Below are 25,450 nucleotides of genomic sequence, written 5' to 3'. Positions count from 1 at the left end.
GTGCTCGTCTTCGCCGCCTCCGACAAGGGGGGCACGGGCCGTTCCGTCACCAGCGCCAACCTCGCCTACCACCGCGCGCTCGACGGGGACGACGTCTGCTACCTCGACTTCGACTTCGGCTCGCCCACCGCGGCCGCCGTCTTCGACCTGCCCGACGTGCTCGGGGAGGCCGAGGGGCGGGGTCTGCACTCCTACCTCAAGGGAGAGGTGGGCGAGCCGCTGCGGGTCGACGTGTGGGCCCGCACCGAACACCCCGTCCTGCTCAGCCGGCCCGGCGGCTCCGGACGGCTGGTGCTGCTGCCCGGCGACCGCTCCGGCGGTGAATTCGTCACCGACGCCGAGAACCTGCACCGGTGCGTGGACCTCATCCTGCGACTGAAACGCGAATTCGACGTCATCATCGTCGACTTGAGCGCCGGACGCAGTTATGCGATGGACCTCGCGCTGCTCGCCACCTCGCCCCGCGGCGGGCTCGGGCGACTGAAAACGCGATGGCTCGTCTATCACCGCTGGACCCGCCAGCACGTGATGGCGGCCGCCGAACTCGTGTACGGGAAACAGGGCATAGTCGAGGCCGGTTGCGCCATGGGCCACGACTCGGACGCGCTCAACGCCGCGATCCGTTTCGTACGGGCCGCCGTTCCCAATCTCGAGTCACCGCTCTGGTCGCAGGTCTCACCCGCCCAGTACGCGTGGATGCGGCAGTGCGACACACAACTGGAGGAAATCGCGGCCGGCCGCGGCATCGGCAAGACGCGGGTGCTGTCGTCCATTCCGCTGGAACCCGTCCTGCAGTGGCAGGAACGCCTCATCACCGACGAGGACGTCCACGACCGCCGGATCGCCAATGTCGAGACCTGGCAGAAGATGGGCGAACTCGCACAACGCCTGACCGACGACACCTACTGGGGGCAGCTGTGAGCGGGCCGGGAACGGTGTTCCGGGAGACCAGCGCGCAGCCGCGCACAGAATCCGTGCCCTACTCCCATCTCTCCCTGGAATTAGGGCACTTGTACATGGAGGACTTCGTCGAAGGCCCCGACCGGCTGCGCCGCCACTTCGCCGCCGTACGGCCCTGGGTGGACGCCGCCAGGGCCGGCGTCGGCCCGCTGCCGGCCGGCCGACGGCCGAGGATCAGCACCTGCTTCCTCATCGACGACTACTTCAGCCGGCTCTCCACCCCCGCCGAACTCGTCCCGCCGCTGCTCGAAGCGGCGGCCGAGTCCGGCCTCACCATCGACTACCTGGCCCGCGAGTCGGGCTGCGCCGGCCCCGCCCTCGCCGGTCCCGGCCCGGCCGGCGGGTCCGGCCGCCGCGACCGCGCCGTCCTCGCCGAGGCCGTCCTGCACCGGCTCGTGGAGTCGCCCCCGCCCGGCAGCAACGGCTTCCGCCCGCCTGTCAGCCGCACCGGCTGGCTCACCAACGGCCGCCGCGCCCCCTCCCGGCGCACCTCCGCCGCCCTGGACGCCACCGGCGCGGTCTGGGAGCCGCCGAGCGAGACCGGCGCGCGCGGCCACTCCGTCTTCATGGACGTCGAACTGTGGAGCGGGCCCGAGGACGAGCGCACCTGGTCCTGCGCCTTCCTCGCCTCGGTCTGGCAGCTCGTCCGGCTCGGGCTGCTGCGCGACAACGGCCAGGCCGTGCTGACCCCCGCCGTCTGGGACGACAAGGCGTTCCCGGCCGACTGGGACGCGCTGCCGCCCGTCGTCCGCCTCAACCCGCTCGCGCCGCCCTTCACCGCGTACGCCACGTGCAGCATCCTCCCGGCCCGGTTCCTGCCCGTGGAGCACGCCGTCCGCGTCGTCCTCGACCAGGTCCACGTCGAGGAGGAGGCGCTGCGCCAGGTCGCCGAACGCTCCGCGGGCGAGGGCGTCACCGTGCCCGCCGGGATCGTGGACCGCACCTCCTACGTGTTCCCGCCGGGGCTGTGACATGAGCGGCCTGGGCACGACCACGGGGCCCGTCCTGGCCTGCGGCGAGGTGCGGACCTGTCTGCTGCCCAACCGTGACGCGGTGGACGAGCGGGCGGCGGAGGGGCTGCTGCGCCTGCGCGCCGACGAACGCGTCCGACTGTCCCGGCGTCCCAACCGGCACGCCGTCTCCCCGGACGTCCTCACCGGCGTGGACTGCCGGCTGCCCACCGCCACCGGCGCCCGGATCCGCGCCGTCGGCACGGTGACCGCCCGCGCGGCGCTCGTCGAGGGCCGGGTGCTGCAGTCGACGGCGTCCTTCTCCCTCCCGGCGGACGGGCCCGACCGGCGCCAGCCCTGGGGCTACTACCTGGTCCGGCCGGGCTCCCTCGTCCCCGTCGGCCGGCTCCCCGAGAAGTCGGTCCGGGAGGGCTTCCTCACCGGGAGCCGGCAGGGCGAGCTGGACGTCGGCTCGATCGCCGAGAGCCTGCTGGCGCGGATCTCCCGGCGGCGCGAACTGGACCACGACGCCCCGCTCACCACCGCCGACACCAGCCTGCGCTGGACGGCGTCCCCGACCGCCGCGGGCGAGGAGGCGTCCCTGCACTTCACCGAGGCCGGCGACGGACTGCGGGTCGTGGAGCTGCGGCTGCCGCCCGGCACCGAGCCCGCGGCGGTGGCCGACCTGTGCGAGGACCTCGCCCTGCACGACTGGCTGCTGACGACCGTCGCCGACAAGCTCGACGGCCTGCAACTCGGCTCCGACGACCGCAAGGCCGCGCTGAAGGTGCTGCGCCCGCTCGTCGACCACCTGCTGCACCTGTGGATGCCGAGGGCCCGCGTCGACCGCGCGCTGACCACCCCCTGGGAGGAGCTGGAGAGGAACCCCGGGTTCAGCAGACAGTGGACCACCCTGGCCCAGCGCATCCGCGACCAGCTCGCCCTGCAGAACCTCATCCGCCGCGAGGAACGCGGCGACGCGCTGAGCACACCCTGACGGCACCACGGCACAGCCCGTACGACAGCACAGCCCGTACCACCGCACAGCCCGTACGACAGCACAGCAGCGAGGGAAGGCACCACGGCACCGGTCCGCGCATGATCCCGACGGGGGGAGAAAGAGAGATGAACGCTCCGGCGAACACGTTAGAAGGCGCTCGGCACGTGACCCAGAAACTCCTGGTCACCGTGGTGGTGGGCGGTGTGGTCTACCTGCTCACCAACGTCCTCGGAGCCGACGAGGAAGGCCCGTGGCAGCTCGTGCTGTCCGTGCTGTGCGGCGGCATCGTGCTGATCGTGCAGTTCCTCGTGTCCTTCGTGAACCAGATGAACGCCGTCAAGGACTCGGTGGACAAGAGGTTCGCCGACATCGGCAAGGCCACCAAGCTCTTCAACGAGGTGGAGAAGCTGCGCGGCGACGGCGTGCCCCGGCTCGCCGAGCACGCCACCAAGGTCGTCTCCATGGGCCCGGACATCCTGCACGCGTTCGCGCACGCCGAGATCGACCGACTGGCCGCGCAGATGGAGGACTTCACCAACCTCGTCGCCGAGTGCCCCGGCGAGAACCACGACTGGCTCATGACCCTCACCCGGTGCACCCGCAAGAGCATCGACGCCATCAGCACCACCGTCGTAGACGACAGCTTCTGGAACACCGAACCCGCCGGCCGCTACCTCACCGCCCAGCGGGAGGCCATCCTCGACCCCGAACGCCGTATCCGGGTGCGGCGGCTGTTCATCGTCAAACGGCCCGAAGAGTTCTCCGCCCTGGGGCCGATCTGCACCGAGCAGCGGGACATGGGGATCGACGTGCGGGTGGTCGCGCTGGAGGAGCTCCCGCCGTACTTCCGGCGCGGCAAGATGATCGACTTCATCGTGTTCGACGAGGCGCTGACGTACGAGATCCACGCCGACCAGCTCAGCGTGAACTCCTCCACCACGATCAACGCCCGCGCGAACGAGGTCGAGCCCCTGCGCCGCCGGTTCAACCTGCTGTGGGACGCCGCCGACCCGGGCAACTCCCCGAACGGCCTGCCCGGCCAGGTACGGGTCAGGAGCGGCGGCTCCGACCCGGACTGACCGCCGGTGACGCCCGGCCGGGCCCGGTCCCACCGGTCCGGCCGCGGCACCCGGGTCAGGCGGCCTCGGTGATCTCGGCGGCCGCCCGATCCGCTGCCGTCTCCGCGCGCCGTACGGCCAGGAGCAGCAGCGGTGTCGCCAGCAGCAGCGCGCCCGCGAGAGCGATCGCGGTGCGCGGCCCGGTGAGAGCGGCCAGGCCGCCCCACAACGCGGTCATGGCCGCCACGCTCGCCTTGGTCCCCACCGACCACGCCGAGAGCGTACGGGCCACCCGGTCCGTCGGGGTCAGCTCCAGCCGGGTGGTGGCGAGGACGGGGTTGAACACACCCGCGCAGGCGATCAATCCCAGCTCCACCGTCATCACCAGGACGAGCCCGGCGACGCCCGGCCCGACGAAGGCCAGCCCGAGCGACCAGCACGCGCGCAGCACCCCCGTGCCGAGCAGCACCCGCCGGCGGCCGTACCGGGCCACCAGCCGGGGCGCCAGCCGGGATCCGATCAGCCCGCCGACGCAGGGCACGGCGAAGGCCAGCGCGTACTGCCAGGGGGCGAAGCCCAGCGGGCCCAGCATCAGCACGGCCAGCGGCGGCGAGGCCGCCATGATCAGCCCGTTGACCAGCGCGGCGTTGAGGAACAGCGGCCGCAGCACGGGATGCGCGAACAGGTGCCGCCAGCCGGCGAGCAGGTCCCCGGCGCGCAGCCGCTGCCCGTCCCGCGCCGCGGTCACCCGCGCCGGCGCCGGCTCGCGCGCCCGGATCGCCCGCAGCCCCGCCGCCGACAGCAGATAGCTGACCGCGTCCGCCACGACCGTCACGACCGGGCCGAACAGGCCGATCGCGGCGCCGCCCAGGGGCGGACCCAGCATGGTGGCCGTCCAACTCGTCGATTCGAAGCGGCCGTTGGCGGCGAGCAGGCGCTCCGGCGGCAGCAGCGACTTCAGGAAGGCGCCGCTCGCCGCGGTGAAGGAGATGTCGGCCGCGGCGACGACCGCGGACACCAGCAGCAACTGGCCGACGCCGAGCCCGCCCAGCCAGTAAGCGACGGGCACGCTCAGCAGCACCGCGCACCGCACCAGGTCCGCCGTGATCATCACCGGCCGTTTCCGCCGGAACTCGACCCACGGCCCGAGCGGCACCGCCAGCAGCGCCCCGACCGCCGGCCCCACGGCGGCCAGCGCCGCCACCTCGGCCGGCCCGGCGTGCAGCACCAGCACGGCGATCAGCGGGAACGCGTCGAACGCCAGCCGGGTCCCGAACGCGCTGACCGCGTACGCCCCCCACAGCCACCCGAAGTCGCGTCCCAACGCCCACCGCACCACCCGGGCGATCCTACGGTGCCCGCCCACCCCCCTCCCGGCATGGGCGAGAATGAACCCATGAGCCTGTTCGACAGCGGTGTCCGATGAGTCTGTTCCGGGATGACGGCGTCGTTCTTCGCACGCAGAAGCTCGGCGAGGCCGACCGCATCATGCTGCGTCGTTGCGGGGGGCGACCCCCGCACCCCCAGCAGGCCTGCGGCGGTGTCCGATGAGTCTGTTCCGGGATGACGGCGTCGTTCTTCGCACGCAGAAGCTCGGCGAAGCCGACCGCATCATCACGTTGCTCACGCGGGGGCACGGGCGGGTGCGGGCGGTCGCTCGGGGGGTGCGGCGGACCAAGTCGAAGTTCGGGGCGCGGCTGGAGCCGTTCTCGCATGTGGACGTGCAGTTCTTCGCGCGGGGCAGCGAGCTGGTCGGCCGTGGGCTGCCGCTGTGCACGCAGAGCGAGACCATCGCGCCGTACGGCGGCGGCATCGTCAGCGACTACGCCCGCTACACCGCCGGCACCGCCATGCTGGAGACCGCCGAGCGGTTCACCGACCACGAGGGCGAGCCGGCCGTGCAGCAGTACCTGCTGCTCGTGGGCGCCCTGAGGACGCTGGCCCGGGGCGAGCACGCCCCCCATCTCGTCCTCGACGCGTTCCTGCTGCGCTCCCTCGCCGTCAACGGCTACGCGCCCAGCTTCGGCGACTGCGCCAAGTGCGGCATGCCCGGCCCGAACCGGTTCTTCTCCGTGGCCTCCGGCGGTTCCGTCTGCGCCGACTGCCGGGTCCCCGGCAGCGTCGTACCCTCGCCGCAGACCCTGGAACTGCTGGGCGCGCTGCTCACGGGAGACTGGGAGACGGCGGACGCGTGCGAGGCACGCCACGTCCGGGAGGGCAGCGGACTGGTCTCCGCCTACCTGCACTGGCACATGGAGCGCGGCCTGCGCTCCCTTCGGTACGTAGAGAAGTAAGCGGCTAGAGGAGAGAAGACACACATGGTGGTACGCGGGTTCCTGGGGCGGCAGCGTCGGGAGTACAAGGCGCCGGAACCGCACCCGTCCGGCGCCCGCGCGCCGAAGGTGCCAGGTGAGCTGGTTCCGGAGCACGTGGCGATCGTCATGGACGGCAACGGCCGCTGGGCGAAGGAGCGCGGTCTGCCCCGCACCGAGGGGCACAAGGTCGGTGCCGAGCGAGTGCTCGACGTGCTCCAGGGCGCGGTCGAGATCGGTGTGAAGAACATCTCCCTGTACGCCTTCTCCACCGAGAACTGGAAGCGTTCGCCCGACGAGGTGCGCTTCCTGATGAACTTCAACCGCGACTTCATCCGCAAGACCCGCGACCAGCTCGACGAACTGGGCATCCGGGTGCGCTGGGTCGGCCGCATGCCCAAGCTGTGGAAGTCGGTCGCCAAGGAGCTCCAGATCGCCCAGGAGCAGACCAAGGACAACGACCGGCTCACCCTGTACTTCTGCATGAACTACGGCGGCCGCGCCGAGATCGCCGACGCCGCGCAGGCCCTCGCCGAGGACGTGAAGGCGGGCCGTCTCGACCCGTCGAAGGTCAACGAGAAGACGCTGCAGAAGTACCTGTACTACCCGGACATGCCGGACGTCGACATGTTCCTGCGGCCCAGCGGCGAGCAGCGCACGTCCAACTACCTGCTCTGGCAGAGCGCGTACGCCGAGCTGGTCTTCCAGGACGTCCTGTGGCCCGACTTCGACCGCCGCGACCTGTGGCGCGCCTGCATCGAATACGCCTCCCGCGACCGCCGCTTCGGCGGAGCCATCCCCAACGAGGAGCTCTTGGCGATGGAGGGCAGGCAAGGGGAGTAGCAGCACTCTCCGACCGGGCTGGGCTCACCAGCCCGTCTGGGGGTCCCCCCTCTGGGGAGTTTGAGGACGAGGCCCGTCCAGGGCCGAAGGGGGTCTGGGGGCACAGCCCCCAGGCACCGCGCCCCGAACGCCCCGCTCAAGAGCACGGCTCAACCCGCGGAGCACTCCGCACAGGTCCCGAAGATCTCCACCGTGTGCGCCACGTTCACGAACCCGTGCTCCGAGGCGATGGCCTCCGCCCACGTCTCCACCGCGGGGCCCTCGACCTCGACCGCCTTGCCGCAGCTGCGGCAGACAAGGTGGTGGTGGTGGTCGCCGCTGGAGCAGCGGCGGTAGACGGACTCGCCGTCGGAGGTGCGCAGGACGTCGACCTCGCCGGCGTCGGCGAGGGACTGGAGGGTGCGGTAGACCGTCGTCAGTCCGACCGAGTCGCCCTTGTGTTTGAGCATGTCGTGGAGTTCCTGCGCGCTGCGGAACTCATCGACCTCGTCGAGCGCCGCCGCCACTGCGGCACGCTGCCTGGTGGCGCGGCCCTTCACGGGCGGTCCAGCGGTCGTCACCGTTGCCTCCTCCGTTGGCTCGGTTCACGTCTGCGGCTTGCCGGGCCATTGTGCCAGCCCGGGCCGGGTGCGGTCAGACGCCGATGCCGTCACCCGCTTCCCTGGTGGCCGGAATCGCGCACTCCGCGGGGTCCCCGGCGGGCTGGGCGGCGGCGGCCGCGCGGGCGCGTCGTCGGGCGAGCGGGGCGGCGAGCGCGGTCAGGGCGATGAACGCGCCGATGGTGAGCAGCACGATCGTCGCGCCGGGCGGGACGTCCTGGTAGTACGAGGTGACGGTGCCGCCGAGGGTGACGGTGACGCCGATGGCCACGGCGACGGCGAACGTCGCCGTGAAGCTGCGGGTGAGCTGCTGGGCCGCCGCGACCGGGACCACCATCAGCGCGGAGACCAGCAGGAGTCCGACGACCCGCATGGCGACGGTCACCGTGACGGCGGCGGTGACCGCGGTCAGCAGGTTCAGGGCACGCACGGGCAGTCCGGTCACCCGGGCGAACTCCTCGTCCTGGCTGACGGCGAACAGGTGCCGGCGCAGGCCCAGGGTGACGAGGACGACGAAGGCGGCGAGTACGCAGATCGCGGTGACGTCGGACTCCGACACGGTCGACAGGGAGCCGAAGAGGTAGGAGTTCAGGTTGGCGTTGGAGCCGGTCGGCGCGAGGTTGATGAACATCACGCCGCCGGCCATGCCGCCGTAGAAGAGCATCGCCAGGGCGATGTCGCCGCGGGTGCGGCCGTACCAGCGGATCAGTTCCATGAGGACCGCGCCGAGGACGGAGACGGCGGTGGCCATCCACACCGGGGACCAGGTCAGCAGGAAGCCGAGGCCGACGCCGGTCATCGCGACATGGCCGATACCGTCGCCCATGAGGGCCTGGCGGCGCTGGACGAGGTAGATGCCGACGGCGGGGGCGGTGACGCCGACCAGGACGGCGGCGAGCAGCGCCCGCTGCATGAAGGCGTAGTTCAAGAAGTCCATCAGCTCAGCAGTCCCGTGCGGATCGGTTCGGCGCCCGCCGGCGCGTGCGGGTGTACGTGGTCGTGGCCGGGCAGGGCGTGCTGGCCGACCGCGCGCGGGGGCGGGCCGTCGTGCGTCACGCAGCCGTCGCGCAGGACGACGGCGCGGTCGATGAGGGGTTCCAGCGGGCCGAGTTCGTGCAGGACGAGCAGGACCGTGGCACCCTGGGCGACCTGCTTCTCCAGGGTACGGGCGAGGACTTCCTGGCTGGCGAGGTCGACGCCCGCCATCGGCTCGTCCATGATCAGCAGTTCGGGTTCGGCGGCGAGCGCGCGGGCGATCAGCACCCGCTGGTGCTGGCCGCCGGAGAGGGCGTTCACGGAGTCCTTGGCCCGGTCGGCCATGCCGACGAGGTCCAGGGCGCGGGTCACGGCCTGGTGGTCGGCCTTGCGCAGGATGCCGAAGCGGGCCCGGGACAGCCGGCCGGAGGAGACGACCTCGGTGACGGTGGCGGGGACGCCGCCGGCGGCGGTGGTGCGCTGCGGTACGTAGCCCACGCGCCGCCACTCGCGGAAGCGCCCGCGGTCGGCGCCGAACAGCTCGATCCGGCCGGCGGTGACCGGGACCTGGCCGATGACGGTGCGCACGGCGGTGGACTTGCCGGAGCCGTTCGCGCCGAGCAGCGCGACGACCTCGCCGCGCCGTACGGTCAGGTCGATGCCGCGCAGGACGGGGCGTGAGCCCAGTTCCGCGCGGACCCCTTCGAGGGTGATGACGGGCTCGCGTTCGCCCTCTGTGACGCCGGTGTCCATGACGCCCTCCGTAGAGATCACTTGGTTCCCAGGGCCGTCTGCAGCGCCTTGAGGTTGGCTTTCTGGACCGCGAAGTAGTCCTTGCCGCGGGACTTCCCGGTGATGCCCTCGATCGGGTCGAGGACGTCCGTCCTCAGTCCGGCGTCCTTGGCGACGGTCTTGGCGGTCTTGTCGCTGACGAGGGTCTCGTAGAACACGGTCGAGACGCCGTCGGCCTTCGCCATCTTCTCAAGTTCGCGGACGCGGGCGGCACTCGGCTCCGACTCGGGGTCGAGGCCGCTGATGGCCTCCTCGGTCAGGCCGTAGCGCTCGGCGAGGTAGCCGAAGGCGGCGTGGGTGGTGATGAAGACCTTGGTCCGGGTGTTCGCGAGACCGGTCTTGAACTGGGTGTTCAGGGCGTCCAGTTCGGAGACGAGGGCGGCGGTGTTCTTCTTGTAGTCGGCCGCGTGGCCGGGGTCGGCCTTCTCGAAGGCCGCGCCGACGCCCTTGGCGACCTCGGCGTACCTGACCGGGTCGAGCCATATGTGAGGGTCGAGGCCGGCTTCCTCCTCGCCGTGCTCGTGGTCGTGCTCGGCCGCGTGGCCGCCGACCTCGCTGCCGTGCTGTTCCAGCGTGGTGAGCTTCGCGGCGTCGATCTTCGTCTTGACCTCGGACTGGGCCACCGCGTCGTCGACGGCGGGCTGGAGGTTCTTGAGGTACAGGAGCGCGTCGGCCTCTTCGACCTGGACTCGCTGCCGGGTGCTGAGCTCCAGGTCGTGCGGTTCCTGGCCGGGCCCGGTGAGGCTGCTGACGTGGACGTGGCCGCCGCCTATGCGCTCGGCGAGGAAGGCCATCGGGTAGAACGACGCGACGACGTCGAACTTGTCCGTGTTGCCCGCCGCGGCGCTCTGGCCGGAGCAGGCGGTGAGGGTGGTGAGGCCGAGGGCGGTGACCGCCGCGACCGCGGTGCCCGGTATGAGGCGTCGTACGTTCATGACAGTCATTTTCAACAATGATGGAAACCGTTGTCAACAAGCGATTCGTCACGGTCTGAGCAGTGGACCGATTTGATTGAGGGGCAGGCACCGCCGGTACGCTGAAGCATTCGCTGGAAGCATCTCGCTTCGCCCGCCCGTCTCCCGACCACCACCCCTCATCGAGGCGCTACGCGCCGCACCCGTCAGTATTCGTCGTCGTTATGAAGAGAGCACCGTGGCCGCCGACAAGATCGACACCATCGTCAGCCTGAGCAAGCGCCGTGGCTTCGTATTCCCTTGTAGTGAGATCTACGGCGGCCAGCGCGCCGCCTGGGACTACGGACCGCTGGGTGTCGAGCTCAAGGAGAACCTGAAGCGCCAGTGGTGGCGCTACATGGTGACGTCGCGCGAGGACGTGGTCGGCCTCGACTCGTCCGTCATCCTGGCCCCCGAGGTCTGGGTCGCGTCGGGCCACGTCGCCACCTTCACCGACCCCCTCACCGAGTGCACCTCCTGCCACAAGCGGTTCCGCGCGGACCACCTGGAGGAGGCCTACGAGGCCAAGCACAACCGCCTCCCGGAGAACGGACTGGCGGACCTGAACTGCCCCAACTGCGGCAACAAGGGCACCTTCACCGAGCCCAAGCAGTTCTCGGGCCTGCTCTCCACCCACCTCGGCCCCACGCAGGACTCCGGCTCCGTCGCCTACCTGCGCCCCGAGACCGCCCAGGGCATCTTCACCAACTTCGCCCAGGTGCAGACCACTTCGCGCCGCAAGCCGCCGTTCGGCATCGCGCAGATGGGCAAGTCCTTCCGCAACGAGATCACGCCCGGCAACTTCATCTTCCGCACCCGCGAGTTCGAGCAGATGGAGATGGAGTTCTTCGTCAAGCCGGGCGAGGACGAGCAGTGGCAGGAGTACTGGATGGAGCAGCGCTGGAACTGGTACACCGGTCTGGGCCTGCGCGAGGAGAACATGCGGTGGTACGAGCACCCGAAGGAGAAGCTCTCCCACTACTCCAAGCGCACCGCTGACATCGAGTACCGCTTCCAGTTCGGCGGCAACGAGTGGGGCGAGCTCGAGGGCGTCGCCAACCGCACCGACTACGACCTCGGCGCCCACTCGAAGGCCTCCGGCCAGGACCTCTCCTACTTCGACCAGGAGGCCCAGGAGCGCTGGACGCCGTACGTCATCGAGCCGGCGGCCGGCGTCGGCCGCGCGATGCTGGCGTTCCTGCTGGACGCCTACGTCGAGGACGAGGCCCCCAACGCCAAGGGCAAGCTGGAGAAGCGCACGGTGCTGCGCCTGGACCACCGCCTCGCCCCGGTGAAGGTCGCGGTGCTCCCGCTCTCCCGCAACCCGGAGCTGTCCCCGAAGGCCAAGGGCCTCGCCCAGGCGCTGCGCCAGAACTGGAACATCGAGTTCGACGACGCCGGCGCGATCGGCCGCCGCTACCGCCGCCAGGACGAGATCGGCACGCCGTACTGCGTCACCGTCGACTTCGACACCCTCGAGGACAACGCGGTGACGGTGCGCGAGCGTGACTCCATGAAGCAGGAGCGCGTGTCGCTGGACCAGATCGAGGGCTACCTCGCGAGCCGTCTGGTCGGCTGCTGACGCGTATCGCCTCTGACCGGGCTGCGAAGGCCCCGGTTCCGGAACGTTCTGTTTCGGAACCGGGGCCTTCGGTCATTCGGGGCATGTCCGGCGCGGGGCCGAGGTGTCGGCGTGGAGGTTTGATGACAGATGACAAATATTGAAATCTGTCAGCTGTCATGTCAGGCTGGATCCCATGACCCTTGAGACCCGCACCCTCGGAACGACCGGCCCCCGCGTCTTTGCCCTCGGCCTCGGCTGCATGGGCATGTCGGCGCTGTACGGCGACGCGGACCGCACCGAGTCGATCGCCACCGTCCACGCCGCCCTGGAGGCCGGCGTGACCCTGCTCGACACCGGCGACTTCTACGGCATGGGCCACAACGAACTGCTCATCGGCGAGGCCCTGCGCACCGCGCCCGTCGCTCGCCGTGAACAGGCTCTGATCAGCGTGAAGTTCGGCGCGCTGCGCGGCCCGGACGGCGCCTGGTCCGGCTACGACGGCCGCCCGGCCGCCGTGCGCAACTTCGCCGCCTACTCCCTCCAGCGCCTCGGCGTCGACCACATCGACGTCTACCGCATCGCCCGCCTGGACCCGGACGTCCCCATCGAGGAGACCGTCGGCGCCATCGCCGAACTCGTCGAGAAGGGGTACGTCCGCCACATCGGCCTGAGCGAGGTCGGCGCCGAGACGATCCGCAGGGCCGCCGCCACCGCCCCGATCGCCGACCTCCAGATCGAGTACGGCCTGATCACCCGCGGCATCGAACGGGAGATCCTCCCCACCCTCCGCGAGCTCGGCATCTCCGTCACCGCTTACGGAGTGCTGTCCCGGGGTCTGATCTCCGGGCATTTCTCGGCCGACCGGCAGCTCGCCGCGAACGACTTCCGCGCCCACGCGCCCCGCTTCCAGGGCGACAACCTCCGGCACAACCTGACCCTGGTGGAGTCGCTGCGGAAGATCGCCGAGCAGAAGGGCGTCTCCGTCGCCCAGATCGCCATCGCCTGGGTCCTGGCCCAGGGCGAGGACATCGTCCCGCTGATCGGCGCCCGCACCCGGGAGCGGCTGACGGAGTCGCTGGGCGCGCTGGACGTCGTCCTCGACGCGGACGACCTCGCGGCGATCGAGGCGGCCGTGCCGGCCGACGCGGCCGCCGGCGAGCGGTACGCGCCGGCCGCGATGGCGCACCTCGACAGCGAACGCTGATCCGCGCTCCCGGTACGGTCGGAGCATGGCACCGCAGACCTCCGAGACCCTGACCGCCGAGCGCATCCTCGAAGCCACCGAGGAGGTGCTGCGCCGCCACGGCCCGGCCAAGGCCACCGTGGTGGACGTGGCCCGCGCGCTCGGCGTCAGCCACGGCAGCGTCTACCGCCACTTCCGCACCAAGGCGGCGCTGCGCGAGGCGGTGACCAAGCGCTGGCTGGACCGCGCCTCGCAGGACCTCGCCGGCATCGCCGCCGACGAGGGGCGCGACCCGCAGACCCGGCTGCGCGTCTGGCTGGCGACCCTCTTCGAGGCCAAGCGCCGCAAGGCGGGGGACGATCCCGAACTGTTCGCCACCTACCAGGTGCTGACCGGCGAGGCCGGCGCGGTGGTCGGCGAGCACCTGGCCGAGCTGACCGGACAGCTCACCCGGATCATCGAGGCGGGCGTCGCCGCCGGCGTCTTCACCGCCACCGACCCCGCGGCCGAGGCCCGCACCGTCTTCCACGCCACCGCCCGCTTCCACGACCCCGGCTACGCCAAGGTCTGGCAACGCCCGGAAGCCGACGCGGACTTCACCGCCCTGGTGGACCTCCTGCTGAGAGCCCTCCGAGCAGCCTGAGCCCCCAGCACCCTCCGCTCACCGCACCCCGCGCGGCAGGCGCAGGCTCAGCAGCCCGGTCAGGACGATCGCGGCAAGCTGGACGGCCAACGTCACCAGCGTCGCGTCCCGCATCCCCCATCCCGGGGCAAGGGAGAGGAACAGCGTGCCCAGCGTGGCCACGCCCAGGGCCAGCGAGGCCTGCTGCGTCGTCACCATGACACCGCTGCCGACGCCCGCGCGGTCCGGCGGCACCTCGGACATCACGATCCGCATCACCACCGGCAACTGCAGCGCCTGCCCCGCACCCGCCACCGCCGTGCCCGGCAGCAGCGCCAGGAACCCCGGCTCCGGCCAGCCCTGCCACACCGCCGCCATGATCAGGCCCACGCCGGCGAACTGCGCCACCGCACCCGCCGTCACCACGCGGGCGCCGAAGCGGGCCACCAGCCGGGGCCCGGCGAGCGAGGCCGCGAAGAACGCCACCGCCATCGGCGCGAGCGACAGCCCGGCCCGCACCGGTCCCAGCCCGGCCCCCTCCTGGAGGGCAACCGCCAGGACGAACATGAACCCGCTGAACCCGATCGCGAGCGGCGCCATGATCATCAGCCCTCGGCGCAGCGTGGTGAGCGCGAACAGGCTCGGCGGCACCAGCGGCGTACGGCCGAGCCGGTCCGCCCGGCGCTCCACCGCGACGAAGGCCGCCGCCGCGAGCGGGGACGCGGCCAGCGACAGCCACGTCCACAGCGGCCAGCCCGCCGCCCGGCCCTCGGTGAGCGGGGCCAGCAACGTCAGCAGGGTCACGGCCAGCAGCACCGTGCCGGGGCCGTCCACCGGCTCCGGCCGCCGCGAGCGGGTCTCCGGGACGCTGCGCACGGCCAGCGCCAGGCCGACGGCCACGACGGGCACGTTCACCAGGAAGACCGAGCGCCAGCCGACGCCGGCGATGTCGGCGGCGACCAGGACGCCGCCCAGGATCTGGCCCGCCACCATCGACAGGCCGGCGGTCGCGCCGTACAGGCTCATCGCCCGGGCCCGGCGCGGGCCCTCGGTGGCCGCCTGGATGGTGGCCAGCACCTGCGGCACCATCGCGGCGGCCGCCGCGCCCTGCGCGACCCGCGCGGCGACCAGCCCCCAGGCGCCGGGCGCGAGTCCGCAGGCCAGCGAGGTCAGACCGAAGGCGGCCATGCCGGCCAGGAAGAGCCGGCGCCGCCCGAACAGGTCGCCGAGCCGCCCGCCGAGGACGAGCAGGACGGCGTACGCCACCCCGTAGCCGGCGACGACGAGTTCGAGGACGGACTCGCTCGCGGAAAGGTCGGCGGCGAGCGAGGGGAGGGCGACGTTGACGATGAAGAAGTCGATGAGGGGCAGTGCCGCGCCCAGCAGGACGGTGAGGAGTCCCAGCGGGCCCAGCGCACGGGAATCCGCGGCCGGGGCCGACCGTGGCGCGGCCGAAGGCGTCGTGGTCAGAGTGTCAGTCACGGGGCCGAGCCTGCTCCCGACCCCCAAAGGGGTACCAGAGTCTCCTTATCCTGGTAGCAGCGCCACCTGGAACCAGGATCCGCGGGGCGGCAGGCTGGAGGCATGACGACGATGGTCCAGGACGCGGCCGGACGCACGGAGGGCGGCGCGGAGATCCGCCGCCACGAGCTCGCGGCCTTCCTGCGCAGCCGCCGCGAGCGGATCACCCCGGAAGAGGTCGGCCTGCCGCGCGGCGCCCGCCGGCGCACGCCCGGTCTGCGGCGCGAGGAGGTGGCCCAGCTCTCCGCGGTCGGGGTCACCTGGTACACGTGGCTCGAACAGGCCCGGGACATCCAGGTCTCCGTACAGGTCCTGGACGCCCTGGCCCGCACCCTGATGCTCGACGCGAGCGAACGCGCCCACCTCTTCCAGCTGGCCGCCGCCACCGATCCGGCGCCCACCGCGGCCTGCGAAGGTGTCAGCGACGCCCTGCGCGAGACGCTGCGCCAGTTCGAACCCCTCCCGGCCTGCGTCCAGAACAGCCGCTACGACATCCTCGCCTACAACCGCACCTACGCCCGTCTCATGGGCGACCTCGACGCGATCCCGCCCGAGGACCGCAACTGCATGCTCCTCGTCCACACCCACCCCGACTGGCGCGCGTCCGTCGTCCGCCTGGAGGAGACGATGCGGCTGATGGCCGCCAAGCTGCGTGCCGCGATGGCCGGCCACCTCACCGAGCCGGCCTGGAAGATGCTGGTCAAGCGGCTCCAGACGGAGTCACCGGAGTTCCGCGAGAACTGGGAGCGCTACGAGGTCGTCAGCGCCCGCAGCCGGACCAAGTACTTCGTCAACCACCACGTGGGCCCGCTCACCCTGCACCACGTCGATCTCTGGCTCCGGCCGGAACAGGGCGCGCGGATGGTGACCTACACGCCGGTGGACGAGGAGTCGAGGAGGCGGCTGGAGCTGCTGCACGAGATCGCCTGCCGCGAGGCGCCCGCCGTGCCGGCGGCGTGAGCGCCGGGCCGGGCCGGTCCGCTCAGCGCGAACCCGGGGCGCCCACCGCCTCCTTGATCTCCTCGGCGTCCAACTGCGCCGCGGCCCGTTCGGCGGTGCCGCGGGCCCAGGGGCCCGTGGTGGCCGCGCCGACGGTGAGGACGGCGAGGCCGCAGGCGGTCAGGACCCACCATCCCGGCGTCGCGGCGGACACGAACGCCTCCCGGTACGAGGAACTCCCGACGCCCGCCGCCAGCAGCGCGCCGACCACCGCGACGCCGAGGGTCTGCCCCAGCTGACGGCTGGTGGAGGCGACGGCGGCGGCGACGCCCGCCTGGGCGCGGGGCATGCCGGACACCGCCGTGTTGGTGATCGGCGCGTTGACGAATCCGAAGCCGATGCCGAACAGGGCGTACCCGAGGAACAGTGTGCCGTCGGAGGTCTCCGCGTCGAACGCGGCGAACAGCACCGCGCTCGCCGTCATCGCCGCCCCGGCGACGAGCAGCGGCAGCCGCGGTCCCGTACTGCCGACGAGCCGCCCGGACAGCGGCGCGCACAGGAACGTGGGCAGCGCCATCGGCAGCATCCACAGACCGGCGTGCAGGGCGTCCAGACCGCGCACGTTCTGCAGGTAGAGCGTTGACAGGAACAGGAAGCCGCCGAGCGCGGCGAAGGCGCTGACCGCTATCACCGTGGCCCCGGTGAAGGGCGCCGACCGGAAGAACCGCAGGTCGATGAGGGGCTCCTCGCGCCGCGGCTCGTAGCGCAGCAGCCCGGCCAGGGCGGCCAGCGCGACCGCCCCGAAGGGCAGGCTGGTGGCGGCCCCGGCCGTCGGCGCCTCGATGATCGCGTACGTCAGCGAGCCGAAGAGGGTGATGACCAGCAACTGGCCGACCGGGTCGGGGCGGCGGGCCTTGGGGGCCCGGGACTCCGGGACGAACCGGAGGGTGAGCAGCAGGGCGGCGAGGCCGACCGGCAGGTTGAGCCAGAAGATGGAGCGCCAGCCGACGGACTCCACCAGCACCCCGCCCACCAGCGGGCCCGCCGCCATCGAGATGCCGACGACAGCGCCCCACGCGCCGATCGCGCGGGCGCGCTCGCGAGGGTCGGTGAAGGTGTTGGTGATGATCGACATGGCGACCGGGTTGAGCATCGACCCGCCGACGGCCTGCACCATCCGCGCCGCGATCAACAGCTCCAGGTTCGGCGCGAGGGAACAGAGCAGGGACCCGGCCGAGAACAGCACCAGGCCCGCCAGGAACACCTTCCGGCGGCCGATCCGGTCCGCGGTCGAACCCGCGAGCATCAGCAGCGCGGCCAGGACCAGTGTGTAGGCGTCGATGGTCCACTGCAGACCGGCGGTGGAGGCGTGCAGGTCGCGCTGCACGGCGGGCAGCGCCACATTGAGGACGGTGTTGTCCAGGCTCACGATCAGCAGGCTCATGCAGCAGATCGCGAGGACGAGCAGACGTCGGCGGTGGCTGAGCTCGGGCATGCATGCATAGTACGCCTAACTAATGAATATCGTCGTCCCGCCATGCGGTGGGTGAGAATGGGGGGATGCCCACGACCGCGCCCACCAAGAACACGACGCTGCAGATCGGCCCGCACACCGTCCGGACCCCCGTCGTGCTGGCCCCGATGGCCGGCATCACCAACGCCCCCTTCCGCACCCTGTGCAGGCACTTCGCCGAAGGCGCGGGCTTCGGGGACGAAGGCTCGGCCGGCGGCGGAGGCTCCACCGGAGACGAGAGCCCCACCGGAGGCGAGGGCTTCGCCGGAGGCGAGGCGAAGGGCGGCGACGGCGGCCTCAAGGGCCTGTTCGTGAGCGAGATGATCACCACCCGCGCGCTGGTCGAACGCAACGAGAAGACCATGCAGCTGATCCACTTCGACGCGACCGAGAAGCCGCGCTCGATCCAGCTGTACGGCGTCGACCCCGCGACCGTCGGCAAGGCCGTCCGCATGATCGCGGAGGAGGGCCTCGCCGACCACATCGACCTCAACTTCGGCTGCCCCGTCCCCAAGGTGACCAGGAAGGGCGGCGGCTCGGCCCTGCCGTACAAGCGCCACCTGCTGCGCGCCATCCTGCGCGAGGCGGTCAGCGGCGCCGGGGACCTCCCGGTGACGATGAAGATGCGCAAGGGCATCGACGACGACCACATCACCTACCTCGACGCCGGCCGCATCGCCGTCGAGGAGGGCGTCACCGCCATCGCCCTGCACGGCCGCACGGCCGCCCAGCACTACGGCGGCACCGCCGACTGGGAGGCCATCGCCCGGCTGAAGGAACACGTCCCGGAGATCCCCGTCCTCGGCAACGGCGACATCTGGTCCGCCGAGGACGCGCTGCGGATGGTGCGGGAGACCGGCTGCGACGGCGTCGTCGTCGGGCGCGGCTGCCTGGGCCGGCCGTGGCTGTTCGCGGACCTCGTCGCCGCCTTCGAGGGCCGGACCGAGGACATCGCGCGCCCCTCCCTGCGCGAGGTCGCCGACGTCATGCTCCGGCACGCCGGCCTGCTCGGCGAGTGGATCGGCGACGAGTCCAAGGGCGTGGTCGACTTCCGCAAGCACGTCGCCTGGTACCTCAAGGGCTTCGCCGTCGGCTCCGAGATGCGGCGGCGGCTCGCGATCACCTCCTCTCTGGCCGAACTGCGCGCCGGACTCGACGAACTGGACCTCGACCAGCCCTGGCCCGCCGGCGCCGACGGGCCCCGCGGCCGGACCTCCGGCAACAACCGGGTGGTGCTGCCGGACGGCTGGCTCAAGGACCCCTACGACTGCGCCGGCGTCGGCGAGGACGCGGAACTGGACACGTCCGGGGGCTGACCGGCCGGGCCGCGGCCGCTCACTTCGTCGGATGCGGCGTCGAGCCGTACGCCGTCAGGAAGCGGTCGCGGAACGAGTCCATCCTCCACACCGGGGCGTCGGGTGCGGGCTTCAGCCCGTCCGTCCACTTCCAGCCGGCGATCTTGTCGAGCACCTTCGGGTCCTTCGCCACGATCGACACCGGCACGTCCCGCACGGACGTGTTCCCGCTGACCCGGGTGATCGGCTGGTGGTCGCCGAGGAAGACCAGCACGGTGTCGTCGGTGCCGTAGCGCTCCAGCCACTGGGTCAGCGCGGTCACCGAGTACTCCACCGACTTGCCGTACGCCACACGCGACTTGCCGGAGTCGTTGATGATCTCGGAGGCCTTCTGGCCCTTCTTCTCGATGCTGTCGAAGACCGAACCGTCGCCGAGGTCCTTCCAGTCGACCATCTCCGGCACCGGGGCCCACGGCTGGTGGCTGGAGGTCAGGATGATCTCCGCCATCAGCGGCTTGGCGCGGTCCTTGCCGTGCTCCAGACGCTGGAACGACTCCAGGGCGTACTGGTCGGGCATGGTCGACCAGCTGAACGCCGGCCCCTGGTACCCCATGCGGAAGGCGTTGTAGACCTTGTCCAGGCCGTAGTACCGCTGCTCCGGCCAGGCCTTCTGCACACCCGGCATGATCCCGACCGTGTCCCAGGCGCCGGTCTTGCCGAACGCCTTGGTCAGGCTCAGATGGTCGCTGTTCATCACCGTGCGGTAGCGCTGCTGGTTGTCGATCCACAGCCCCGACATCGTGGTGGAGTGCCCGAGCCAGCTGCCGCCGCCGAACGTCGAGGACGTCAGCCAGCCGCTCCTGGCGCGGTAACCGGCCTTCGTCAGCGCCTGCTGGCCGGCCTCGAGGGCCCGGTCCACACCGGGTGAGATCTCCGGGTCCGTCAGCGCGACCCGGCCGTAGCTCTCGATGAACGTGAAGATCACGTCCTTGCCGCGCAGGTCGGGCAGCAGTTGCGCGGGGGGCGTGTTCCCGAAGGCGTCGACGCGGGTCTCCTTCTCGAAGGCCGCCTCGTCCCGCAGGGTCTTGCGCACCTCCCTGGCCTTGTCGGTCAGGGCGGTCGCGGCCCGGTCCTGGGCGATCGGCTCGCCCGTGTACTGCAGCCCGAGGGCCGAGCAGGTCATCCACACCGTGCCCGCGGCCAGCGTGGCCCGGGTCGCGGTCTGCCGGTGGTCCGCCAGCAGGTTGCCCAGCCGCACCACGGCCAGCGCCATGGAGGCGAACAGCCCCACGACCAGCAGCACCACGCCGACGGCCGCGCCGACGGCGACCGCCTCGCCCATCGAGTCGGCGACGTAGGACTGGGCGTCGTCCAGCAGGCCCCAGTCCAGGATCGGGTTGAAGGTGCGGCCGAGGTACTCGGCGTAGCCCATGTCCAGCAGGTTCAGCACGGTCAGCGCCCCGAGGATCGCCCCGCCGGCGGCGGCGACCGCCACCCGGGCCTTGCGCGGCAGCGCCAGCAGCAGGGCCGCCGCGATGATCGCCTCGCCGGGCAGCCGCAGGAACTGGTCCGTACGGAGCATCTGGAGCTGGTTCGGCAGCAGCAGGGCGCCGAGCACGAGCACGGCGGACAGGATCGTCGCCGTCCAGCGCAGCGCCCGCGCGGCGCGCGGATGTCGGCTCCGCCAGGAACGCCAGTGCGCGAGACGGGCCCGGAAGGAGGCCGGGTGGGGCTTGCGGGAGGCGTTCTCGGCGTCTTCGGCGCTCGCTGAAGCCTCGGGGGTTTCGGCGGGGTCGGGGGTCCCGGTGGGCTCGTCGCTCGCCGGCGTTTCGGCGTCTTGCAGGTTCTCGGGTTTTCCGGGCTCGGTGTCCTGCGAAGGTTCCCCGGGCTCGGTGTCCTGCGAAGGTTCGGGGTTCCCGGCGTCAGGCGAGGTCTCGGAGGTCCCGGCGGTCTCGGCGTTCTCAGGCTTCTCAGTGGTCCCGGGCTTCTCACTGATCCCGGGATTCTCAGTGGTCGTCTCGGGGTCCTCGGGTTCCTTCGGGTCGGGCAGGTGGCGAGAGCGTGTGGAGGCGGGCACCCGAGAGGTCCTTCCGTACGAAGCCGGGTGGAGCGGCGGACCCGACAGGGGGCCATGGGATCCGCCACCTTTCGTACGGCTTGCTCCAGGCCGGTGTTCACCCCGCACGGCCAGCGGCGGGCAAACACCGTGCAAACGCCCCGCCAAGTCCCTCCGTGCCCCGTCCACCGCCGTGATCAGCGCCGACGGGTCCGCCGCCGAGCATGATTCCCGTGCGCACGCGACTTCGGGGCGTCGTCCGGATGGTGAAATCCGCCCGGCCATGGCAGCGTGATTCTCGCCACCCTTGATAGGTGCAGCGCTCAGATGAGCGGATCATGAGCGGATGCACTTCCTCAAGGGCTGGCACTGAGTGCCACCCTCTGATCGTTCATCGATCGAAATCAAGCGTGGCGCAAGCCGCTCAGATGAGCGTTTTGCGGGACTCGTCGAGAGGCTTGCGTTCAAGAAGTGAAAACATTGGCTGCTCAACGCTTGCCCAGCTTTGACTTTCGATCCCGTGGCGGGCGACCGGTTACGGGCGCATGACGCGCAAGTGGACGTACCCAGAAGCCTTCGATCTGGGTATGTTCCTCGCCGTCAGGGCAGCCACCGCGTCCTCGAGGAGTCGAGACCCGTGTCGGAAAACAAAGATCTCCCGGTAGCCGATCAGGCCGCGACCGTTGAGAGCGTGAAGTTCGTCTACGACTTCACCGAGGGCAACAAGGACCTCAAGGACCTCCTCGGTGGCAAGGGCGCGAACCTCGCCGAGATGACCAACCTGGGCCTGCCGGTCCCGCCCGGGTTCACCATCACCACCGAGGCCTGCAAGGTCTACCTCGACAGCGGCGAAGAGCCGGTGGCACTGCGTGACGAGGTCAGCGCCCACCTCGACGCCCTCGAGGGCAAGATGGGCAAGAAGCTCGGCCAGGCCGACGACCCGCTCCTCGTCTCCGTCCGCTCGGGCGCCAAGTTCTCCATGCCCGGCATGATGGACACCGTCCTGAACATCGGCCTCTCCGACAAGTCGGTCCAGGGCCTGGCCAAGCAGGCCGGCGACGACCGCTTCGCCTGGGACTCCTACCGCCGGCTCATCCAGATGTTCGGCAAGACCGTCCTCGGCGTCGACGGCGAGCTGTTCGAGGACGCGCTGGAGGCGGCGAAGGCGGCCAAGAAGGTCACCGTCGACACCGAGCTGGAGGCGGCCGACCTCAAGAAGCTCGTCACCAAGTTCAAGAAGATCGTCAAGACCGAGGCCGGCCGGGACTTCCCCCAGGACCCTCGCGAGCAGATGGACCTCGCCATCAAGGCCGTCTTCGACTCGTGGAACGGCGACCGCGCCAAGCTGTACCGGCGCCAGGAGCGCATCCCGCACGACCTCGGCACGGCCGTCAACGTCTGCTCCATGGTCTTCGGCAACCTCGGCCCCGACTCCGGCACCGGCGTCGCCTTCACCCGCGACCCCGCCTCCGGCCACCAGGGCGTCTACGGCGACTACCTGCAGAACGCCCAGGGCGAGGACGTCGTCGCCGGCATCCGCAACACGGTCCCGCTCGCGGAGCTGGAGTCGATCGACAAGAAGTCGTACGACCAGCTGATGCAGATCATGGAGACCCTGGAGAACCACTACAAGGATCTCTGCGACATCGAGTTCACCATCGAGCGCGGCCAGCTGTGGATGCTCCAGACCCGCGTCGGCAAGCGCACCGCGGGCGCGGCCTTCCGCATCGCGACGCAGCTCGTGGACCAGGGGCTCATCGACGAGGCGGAGGCGCTCCAGCGTGTCAACGGGGCCCAGCTCGCCCAGCTGATGTTCCCCCGCTTCGACGAGAACGCGAAGATCGCGCAGGTCGGCCGGGGCATCGCCGCCTCACCGGGCGCGGCGGTCGGCAAGGCGGTCTTCGACTCGTACACCGCCGTCAAGTGGTCCCGCTCGGGCGAGAAGGTCATCCTGGTCCGCCGTGAGACCAACCCCGACGACCTCGACGGCATGATCGCGGCGGAGGGCATCCTCACCTCCCGCGGCGGCAAGACCTCCCACGCGGCCGTCGTCGCGCGCGGCATGGGCAAGACCTGTGTCTGCGGCGCGGAGGAGCTCGAGGTCGACACCAAGCGCCGCCGGATGACCGTGCCGGGCGGCCACGTGGTGGAGGAGGGCGACGTCATCTCCATCGACGGCTCCTCCGGCAAGGTCTACCTGGGCGAGGTCCCGGTGGTCCCCTCCCCGGTCGTGGAGTACTTCGAGGGCCGTATGCACGCCGGCGCCCAGGACGCCGACGAACTGGTCGAGGCGGTCCACCGGATCATGGCCTTCGCCGACCGCAAGCGGCGCCTGAGGGTCCGCGCCAACGCCGACAACGCCGAGGACGCGCTGCGCGCCCGCCGCTTCGGCGCCCAGGGCATCGGCCTGTGCCGCACGGAGCACATGTTCCTCGGCGACCGCCGTGAGCTGGTCGAGCGGCTGATCCTGGCCGACACGGAGGCCGAGCGCGAGGAGTCCCTGAAGGCGCTGCTCCCGTTGCAGAAGAAGGACTTCGTCGAGCTCTTCTCGGCGATGGACGGCCTCCCGGTGACGATCCGCCTCCTGGACCCGCCGCTGCACGAGTTCCTCCCCGACATCACCGAGCTGTCGGTCCGCGTGGCCCTGGCGGAGTCCCGTCAGGAGCCCCACGAGAACGAGCTGCGCCTGCTCCAGGCCGTCCACCGTCTGCACGAGCAGAACCCGATGCTGGGTCTGCGCGGCGTACGGCTCGGCCTGGTCATCCCCGGCCTGTTCACGATGCAGGTCCGCGCCATCGCCGAGGCGGCGGCCGAGCGCCGCAACGCCAAGGGCGACCCGCGCGCCGAGATCATGATCCCGCTCGTCGGCACGGTCCAGGAGCTGGAGATCGTGCGGGAGGAGGCCGACCAGGTCATCGCCGAGGTGCAGGAGGCCACGGGCACCGAGCTGAAGCTCGCGATCGGCACGATGATCGAGCTGCCGCGCGCCGCGCTCACGGCGGGTCAGATCGCCGAGGCGGCGGAGTTCTTCTCCTTCGGCACGAACGACCTCACCCAGACGGTGTGGGGCTTCTCCCGCGACGACGTGGAGGCTTCGTTCTTCACGGCCTACCTGGAGAAGGGCATCTTCGGCGTCTCCCCGTTCGAGACGATCGACAAGGACGGCGTGGGCTCGCTGGTCAAGCTGGCGGCGGAGGCGGGCCGTGCGACCCGCCCCGACCTCAAGCTCGGCGTCTGCGGCGAGCACGGCGGCGACCCGGAGTCGGTGCACTTCTTCCACGAGGTCGGTCTGGACTACGTCTCCTGCTCCCCGTTCCGCATCCCGGTGGCCCGCCTGGAAGCGGGCCGGGCGGCCACGCAGTCCACGGGCAGCGATCACCGCTGACCCCGCCGGGGCCCTCAGGATCCTGAGGGCCCCCGCCAGACCCCGGAGCCGCTGCGGTCCCCGACCCTCAGCACCGATCGCGGCGGCTCCGGCACGCAAGAGGAGGGCGACACCCTGTGCGGGGGTGTCGCCCTCTTGTGCATCATCTGCGGCGACTGTCGAGCAGTGCCGCTGACCAGGGCAAATGGTGTTTGCCGGCGTTGGTTGTCGTTGAACCCGCGCGGAGTCGTTGTGCCCTCGGTGTGCCCTCGATACGTCGCCGGGTGCCTGCGTTGCAGAACCTGGAGGGGCCTCGCCAGGTGCTGCAGATGCGGGGCTCGCAGTGCGGCCCCCGCATCCGCGATGAACTGCTTGTAGTGGTCAGCTAGCGCTTGCTCGGCAGCCTCGTACTGAGCCACTGAAAGAGTCGCCGATTGCCCATGGCGAGTGTTTGCGTGCTCCAACCGTTCCGGCTGTCCCAGCGATCAAAGCCGCGAATCCTTGGTCCATCGAGACAGGATGGCACCGGAGAGAGGTCTGTTCGTCTTGATCAGAGCGTGATCCAAAATCGTTCGCGGGCGTTCATGCCCGCCCAACCTCGTAGGGCGTGGACGGCGGTGAACGGCTCCAGGCAGGCATGACCAAAGCCGCTGAACGGGGCGTGAGGCACCTGGGCGGGGCCGTGCCCCGGCACCGCGTGGCGCGCTGGCCCGGGGCGGGCGGGCATCGGGCAGGGGCACGCCACACCGCGCCGAATCGGAACCTGACGCACTGGTCACGCGCGCCGACCGACTTGTGCAGAACGTCAAAGTGCGACCCGCGGGTTTGTACACATACGGCTCATGACGGGGCTCCGGGAGAATCCCCTACTCTGACCTCATACGTCAGGCACTCCGGAACTCACGGGCGACTGACGGCAGTTGGGAAGCCCCCGGACCGTGAAAAACGGCG

General features: G+C 71.1%; 20 protein-coding genes. 12 read left to right on the top strand and 8 right to left on the bottom strand.

Going from position 1 to position 25,450, the window contains the following annotated elements; translation table 11 throughout:
* The 4 genes from ACIOC0_RS12075 (at position 1) to ACIOC0_RS12060 (ending at position 3,989) form a co-directional block, all read left to right on the top strand.
* Positions 1–921 carry an SCO2523 family variant P-loop protein gene (locus ACIOC0_RS12075; protein WP_402154903.1) on the top strand — a complete coding sequence of 307 codons (921 nt, stop codon included), beginning with the start codon at positions 1–3 and terminating at the stop codon, positions 919–921.
* Positions 918–1,931 carry an SCO2522 family protein gene (locus ACIOC0_RS12070; RefSeq protein ID WP_402154901.1) on the top strand — a complete coding sequence of 338 codons (1,014 nt, stop codon included), beginning with the start codon at positions 918–920 and terminating at the stop codon, positions 1,929–1,931. Before ACIOC0_RS12075 ends, ACIOC0_RS12070 begins: the two co-directional genes overlap by 4 nt.
* Before the next feature lies 1 nt (position 1,932).
* The gene (locus ACIOC0_RS12065; RefSeq protein WP_402154899.1) at positions 1,933–2,907 is read left to right on the top strand and encodes an SCO2521 family protein; all 975 of its coding nucleotides are present in this window, start codon (positions 1,933–1,935) and stop codon (positions 2,905–2,907) included.
* Between the two features lie 167 nt (positions 2,908–3,074).
* Positions 3,075–3,989 carry a hypothetical protein gene (locus tag ACIOC0_RS12060; RefSeq protein WP_402154896.1) on the top strand — a complete coding sequence of 305 codons (915 nt, stop codon included), beginning with the start codon at positions 3,075–3,077 and terminating at the stop codon, positions 3,987–3,989.
* Positions 3,990–4,044: 55 nt separating this feature from the next.
* On the opposite strand, the gene ACIOC0_RS12055 is transcribed toward ACIOC0_RS12060, so the two are convergent.
* Positions 4,045–5,307 (bottom strand): MFS transporter, encoded by a 1,263-nt coding sequence (locus ACIOC0_RS12055; RefSeq protein ID WP_402154893.1) that lies wholly within the window; start codon positions 5,305–5,307, stop codon positions 4,045–4,047.
* Positions 5,308–5,515: 208 nt separating this feature from the next.
* Between ACIOC0_RS12055 and recO the strand changes: the two genes are divergently transcribed.
* Both recO and ACIOC0_RS12045 read left to right on the top strand, forming a co-directional pair.
* Positions 5,516–6,262, top strand: coding sequence for a DNA repair protein RecO (gene recO / locus ACIOC0_RS12050; RefSeq protein ID WP_351091170.1), 747 nt, complete (start codon positions 5,516–5,518; stop codon positions 6,260–6,262).
* 24 nt (positions 6,263–6,286) lie between these two features.
* Complete coding sequence (locus ACIOC0_RS12045) at positions 6,287–7,123, top strand: isoprenyl transferase (RefSeq protein ID WP_402154891.1); 837 nt, start codon at positions 6,287–6,289, stop codon at positions 7,121–7,123.
* A gap of 149 nt (positions 7,124–7,272) precedes the next feature.
* Here ACIOC0_RS12045 and ACIOC0_RS12040 read toward each other — a convergent pair whose 3' ends face one another.
* The 4 genes from ACIOC0_RS12040 to ACIOC0_RS12025 form a co-directional block, all read right to left on the bottom strand.
* Entirely contained in the window at positions 7,273–7,683 is a 411-nt protein-coding gene (locus ACIOC0_RS12040) for a Fur family transcriptional regulator (RefSeq protein WP_402154889.1), read from the bottom strand.
* Between the two features lie 73 nt (positions 7,684–7,756).
* Positions 7,757–8,659, bottom strand: a complete 903-nt coding sequence (locus ACIOC0_RS12035; protein WP_356681156.1) for a metal ABC transporter permease — start codon at positions 8,657–8,659, stop codon at positions 7,757–7,759.
* On the bottom strand, positions 8,659–9,450 hold the full coding sequence (locus ACIOC0_RS12030; protein WP_402154886.1) for a metal ABC transporter ATP-binding protein: 792 nt from the start codon (positions 9,448–9,450) through the stop codon (positions 8,659–8,661). Before ACIOC0_RS12030 ends, ACIOC0_RS12035 begins: the two co-directional genes overlap by 1 nt.
* Before the next feature lie 17 nt (positions 9,451–9,467).
* Positions 9,468–10,424 carry a metal ABC transporter substrate-binding protein gene (locus tag ACIOC0_RS12025; RefSeq protein ID WP_402154883.1) on the bottom strand — a complete coding sequence of 319 codons (957 nt, stop codon included), beginning with the start codon at positions 10,422–10,424 and terminating at the stop codon, positions 9,468–9,470.
* 217 nt (positions 10,425–10,641) lie between these two features.
* On the opposite strand from ACIOC0_RS12025, the gene ACIOC0_RS12020 reads away from it, so the two are divergent.
* The 3 genes from ACIOC0_RS12020 (at position 10,642) to ACIOC0_RS12010 (ending at position 13,832) form a co-directional block, all read left to right on the top strand.
* The gene (locus tag ACIOC0_RS12020) at positions 10,642–12,024 is read left to right on the top strand and encodes a glycine--tRNA ligase (protein ID WP_352245050.1); all 1,383 of its coding nucleotides are present in this window, start codon (positions 10,642–10,644) and stop codon (positions 12,022–12,024) included.
* A 175-nt stretch (positions 12,025–12,199) separates the two neighbouring features.
* The gene (locus ACIOC0_RS12015) at positions 12,200–13,210 is read left to right on the top strand and encodes an aldo/keto reductase (RefSeq protein ID WP_402154881.1); all 1,011 of its coding nucleotides are present in this window, start codon (positions 12,200–12,202) and stop codon (positions 13,208–13,210) included.
* A gap of 25 nt (positions 13,211–13,235) precedes the next feature.
* Positions 13,236–13,832 carry a TetR family transcriptional regulator gene (locus ACIOC0_RS12010; protein WP_402154879.1) on the top strand — a complete coding sequence of 199 codons (597 nt, stop codon included), beginning with the start codon at positions 13,236–13,238 and terminating at the stop codon, positions 13,830–13,832.
* Between the two features lie 18 nt (positions 13,833–13,850).
* Here ACIOC0_RS12010 and ACIOC0_RS12005 read toward each other — a convergent pair whose 3' ends face one another.
* The gene (locus tag ACIOC0_RS12005) at positions 13,851–15,293 is read right to left on the bottom strand and encodes an MFS transporter (protein ID WP_402154877.1); all 1,443 of its coding nucleotides are present in this window, start codon (positions 15,291–15,293) and stop codon (positions 13,851–13,853) included.
* Positions 15,294–15,395: 102 nt separating this feature from the next.
* Between ACIOC0_RS12005 and ACIOC0_RS12000 the strand changes: the two genes are divergently transcribed.
* Entirely contained in the window at positions 15,396–16,292 is an 897-nt protein-coding gene (locus ACIOC0_RS12000; protein WP_402154875.1) for a helix-turn-helix transcriptional regulator, read from the top strand.
* 22 nt (positions 16,293–16,314) lie between these two features.
* Here the strand turns inward: ACIOC0_RS12000 and ACIOC0_RS11995 are convergent, their stop codons facing one another.
* On the bottom strand, positions 16,315–17,766 hold the full coding sequence (locus ACIOC0_RS11995) for an MFS transporter (protein WP_402154873.1): 1,452 nt from the start codon (positions 17,764–17,766) through the stop codon (positions 16,315–16,317).
* Positions 17,767–17,831: 65 nt separating this feature from the next.
* On the opposite strand from ACIOC0_RS11995, the gene dusB reads away from it, so the two are divergent.
* Positions 17,832–19,100, top strand: a complete 1,269-nt coding sequence (gene dusB / locus ACIOC0_RS11990) for a tRNA dihydrouridine synthase DusB (RefSeq protein WP_402154872.1) — start codon at positions 17,832–17,834, stop codon at positions 19,098–19,100.
* Positions 19,101–19,119: 19 nt separating this feature from the next.
* Here dusB and ACIOC0_RS11985 read toward each other — a convergent pair whose 3' ends face one another.
* A complete protein-coding gene (locus tag ACIOC0_RS11985; protein ID WP_402154870.1) occupies positions 19,120–21,156 on the bottom strand; it encodes a CDP-alcohol phosphatidyltransferase in 2,037 nt (678 codons plus the stop codon).
* Between the two features lie 616 nt (positions 21,157–21,772).
* Between ACIOC0_RS11985 and ppdK the strand changes: the two genes are divergently transcribed.
* Positions 21,773–24,520 carry a pyruvate, phosphate dikinase gene (gene ppdK, locus ACIOC0_RS11980; protein ID WP_402154868.1) on the top strand — a complete coding sequence of 916 codons (2,748 nt, stop codon included), beginning with the start codon at positions 21,773–21,775 and terminating at the stop codon, positions 24,518–24,520.
* The last annotated feature ends 930 nt before the right edge of the window (positions 24,521–25,450 follow it).

This window comes from Streptomyces sp. NPDC088254 (assembly GCF_044740925.1).
In the GTDB taxonomy this organism is placed as follows: domain Bacteria; phylum Actinomycetota; class Actinomycetes; order Streptomycetales; family Streptomycetaceae; genus Streptomyces.
This window is presented reverse-complemented; position numbering and strand designations above follow the sequence as displayed.

Bases quoted from the DNA above. Each gene is read 5' to 3' on its own strand.
- ACIOC0_RS11995 (WP_402154873.1), bottom strand. From the start codon at position 17,766: ATGCCCGAGCTCAGCCACCGCCGACGTCTGCTCGTCCTCGCGATCTGC.
- ACIOC0_RS12025 (WP_402154883.1), bottom strand. From the start codon at position 10,424: ATGAACGTACGACGCCTCATACCGGGCACCGCGGTCGCGGCGGTCACC.
- ACIOC0_RS12000 (WP_402154875.1), top strand. From the start codon at position 15,396: ATGACGACGATGGTCCAGGACGCGGCCGGACGCACGGAGGGCGGCGCG.
- ACIOC0_RS12015 (WP_402154881.1), top strand. From the start codon at position 12,200: ATGACCCTTGAGACCCGCACCCTCGGAACGACCGGCCCCCGCGTCTTT.
- ACIOC0_RS12030 (WP_402154886.1), bottom strand. From the start codon at position 9,450: ATGGACACCGGCGTCACAGAGGGCGAACGCGAGCCCGTCATCACCCTC.
- ACIOC0_RS12035 (WP_356681156.1), bottom strand. From the start codon at position 8,659: ATGGACTTCTTGAACTACGCCTTCATGCAGCGGGCGCTGCTCGCCGCC.
- ACIOC0_RS12065 (WP_402154899.1), top strand. From the start codon at position 1,933: ATGAGCGGCCTGGGCACGACCACGGGGCCCGTCCTGGCCTGCGGCGAG.
- ACIOC0_RS12045 (WP_402154891.1), top strand. From the start codon at position 6,287: ATGGTGGTACGCGGGTTCCTGGGGCGGCAGCGTCGGGAGTACAAGGCG.
- recO (WP_351091170.1), top strand. From the start codon at position 5,516: ATGAGTCTGTTCCGGGATGACGGCGTCGTTCTTCGCACGCAGAAGCTC.
- ACIOC0_RS12010 (WP_402154879.1), top strand. From the start codon at position 13,236: ATGGCACCGCAGACCTCCGAGACCCTGACCGCCGAGCGCATCCTCGAA.
- dusB (WP_402154872.1), top strand. From the start codon at position 17,832: ATGCCCACGACCGCGCCCACCAAGAACACGACGCTGCAGATCGGCCCG.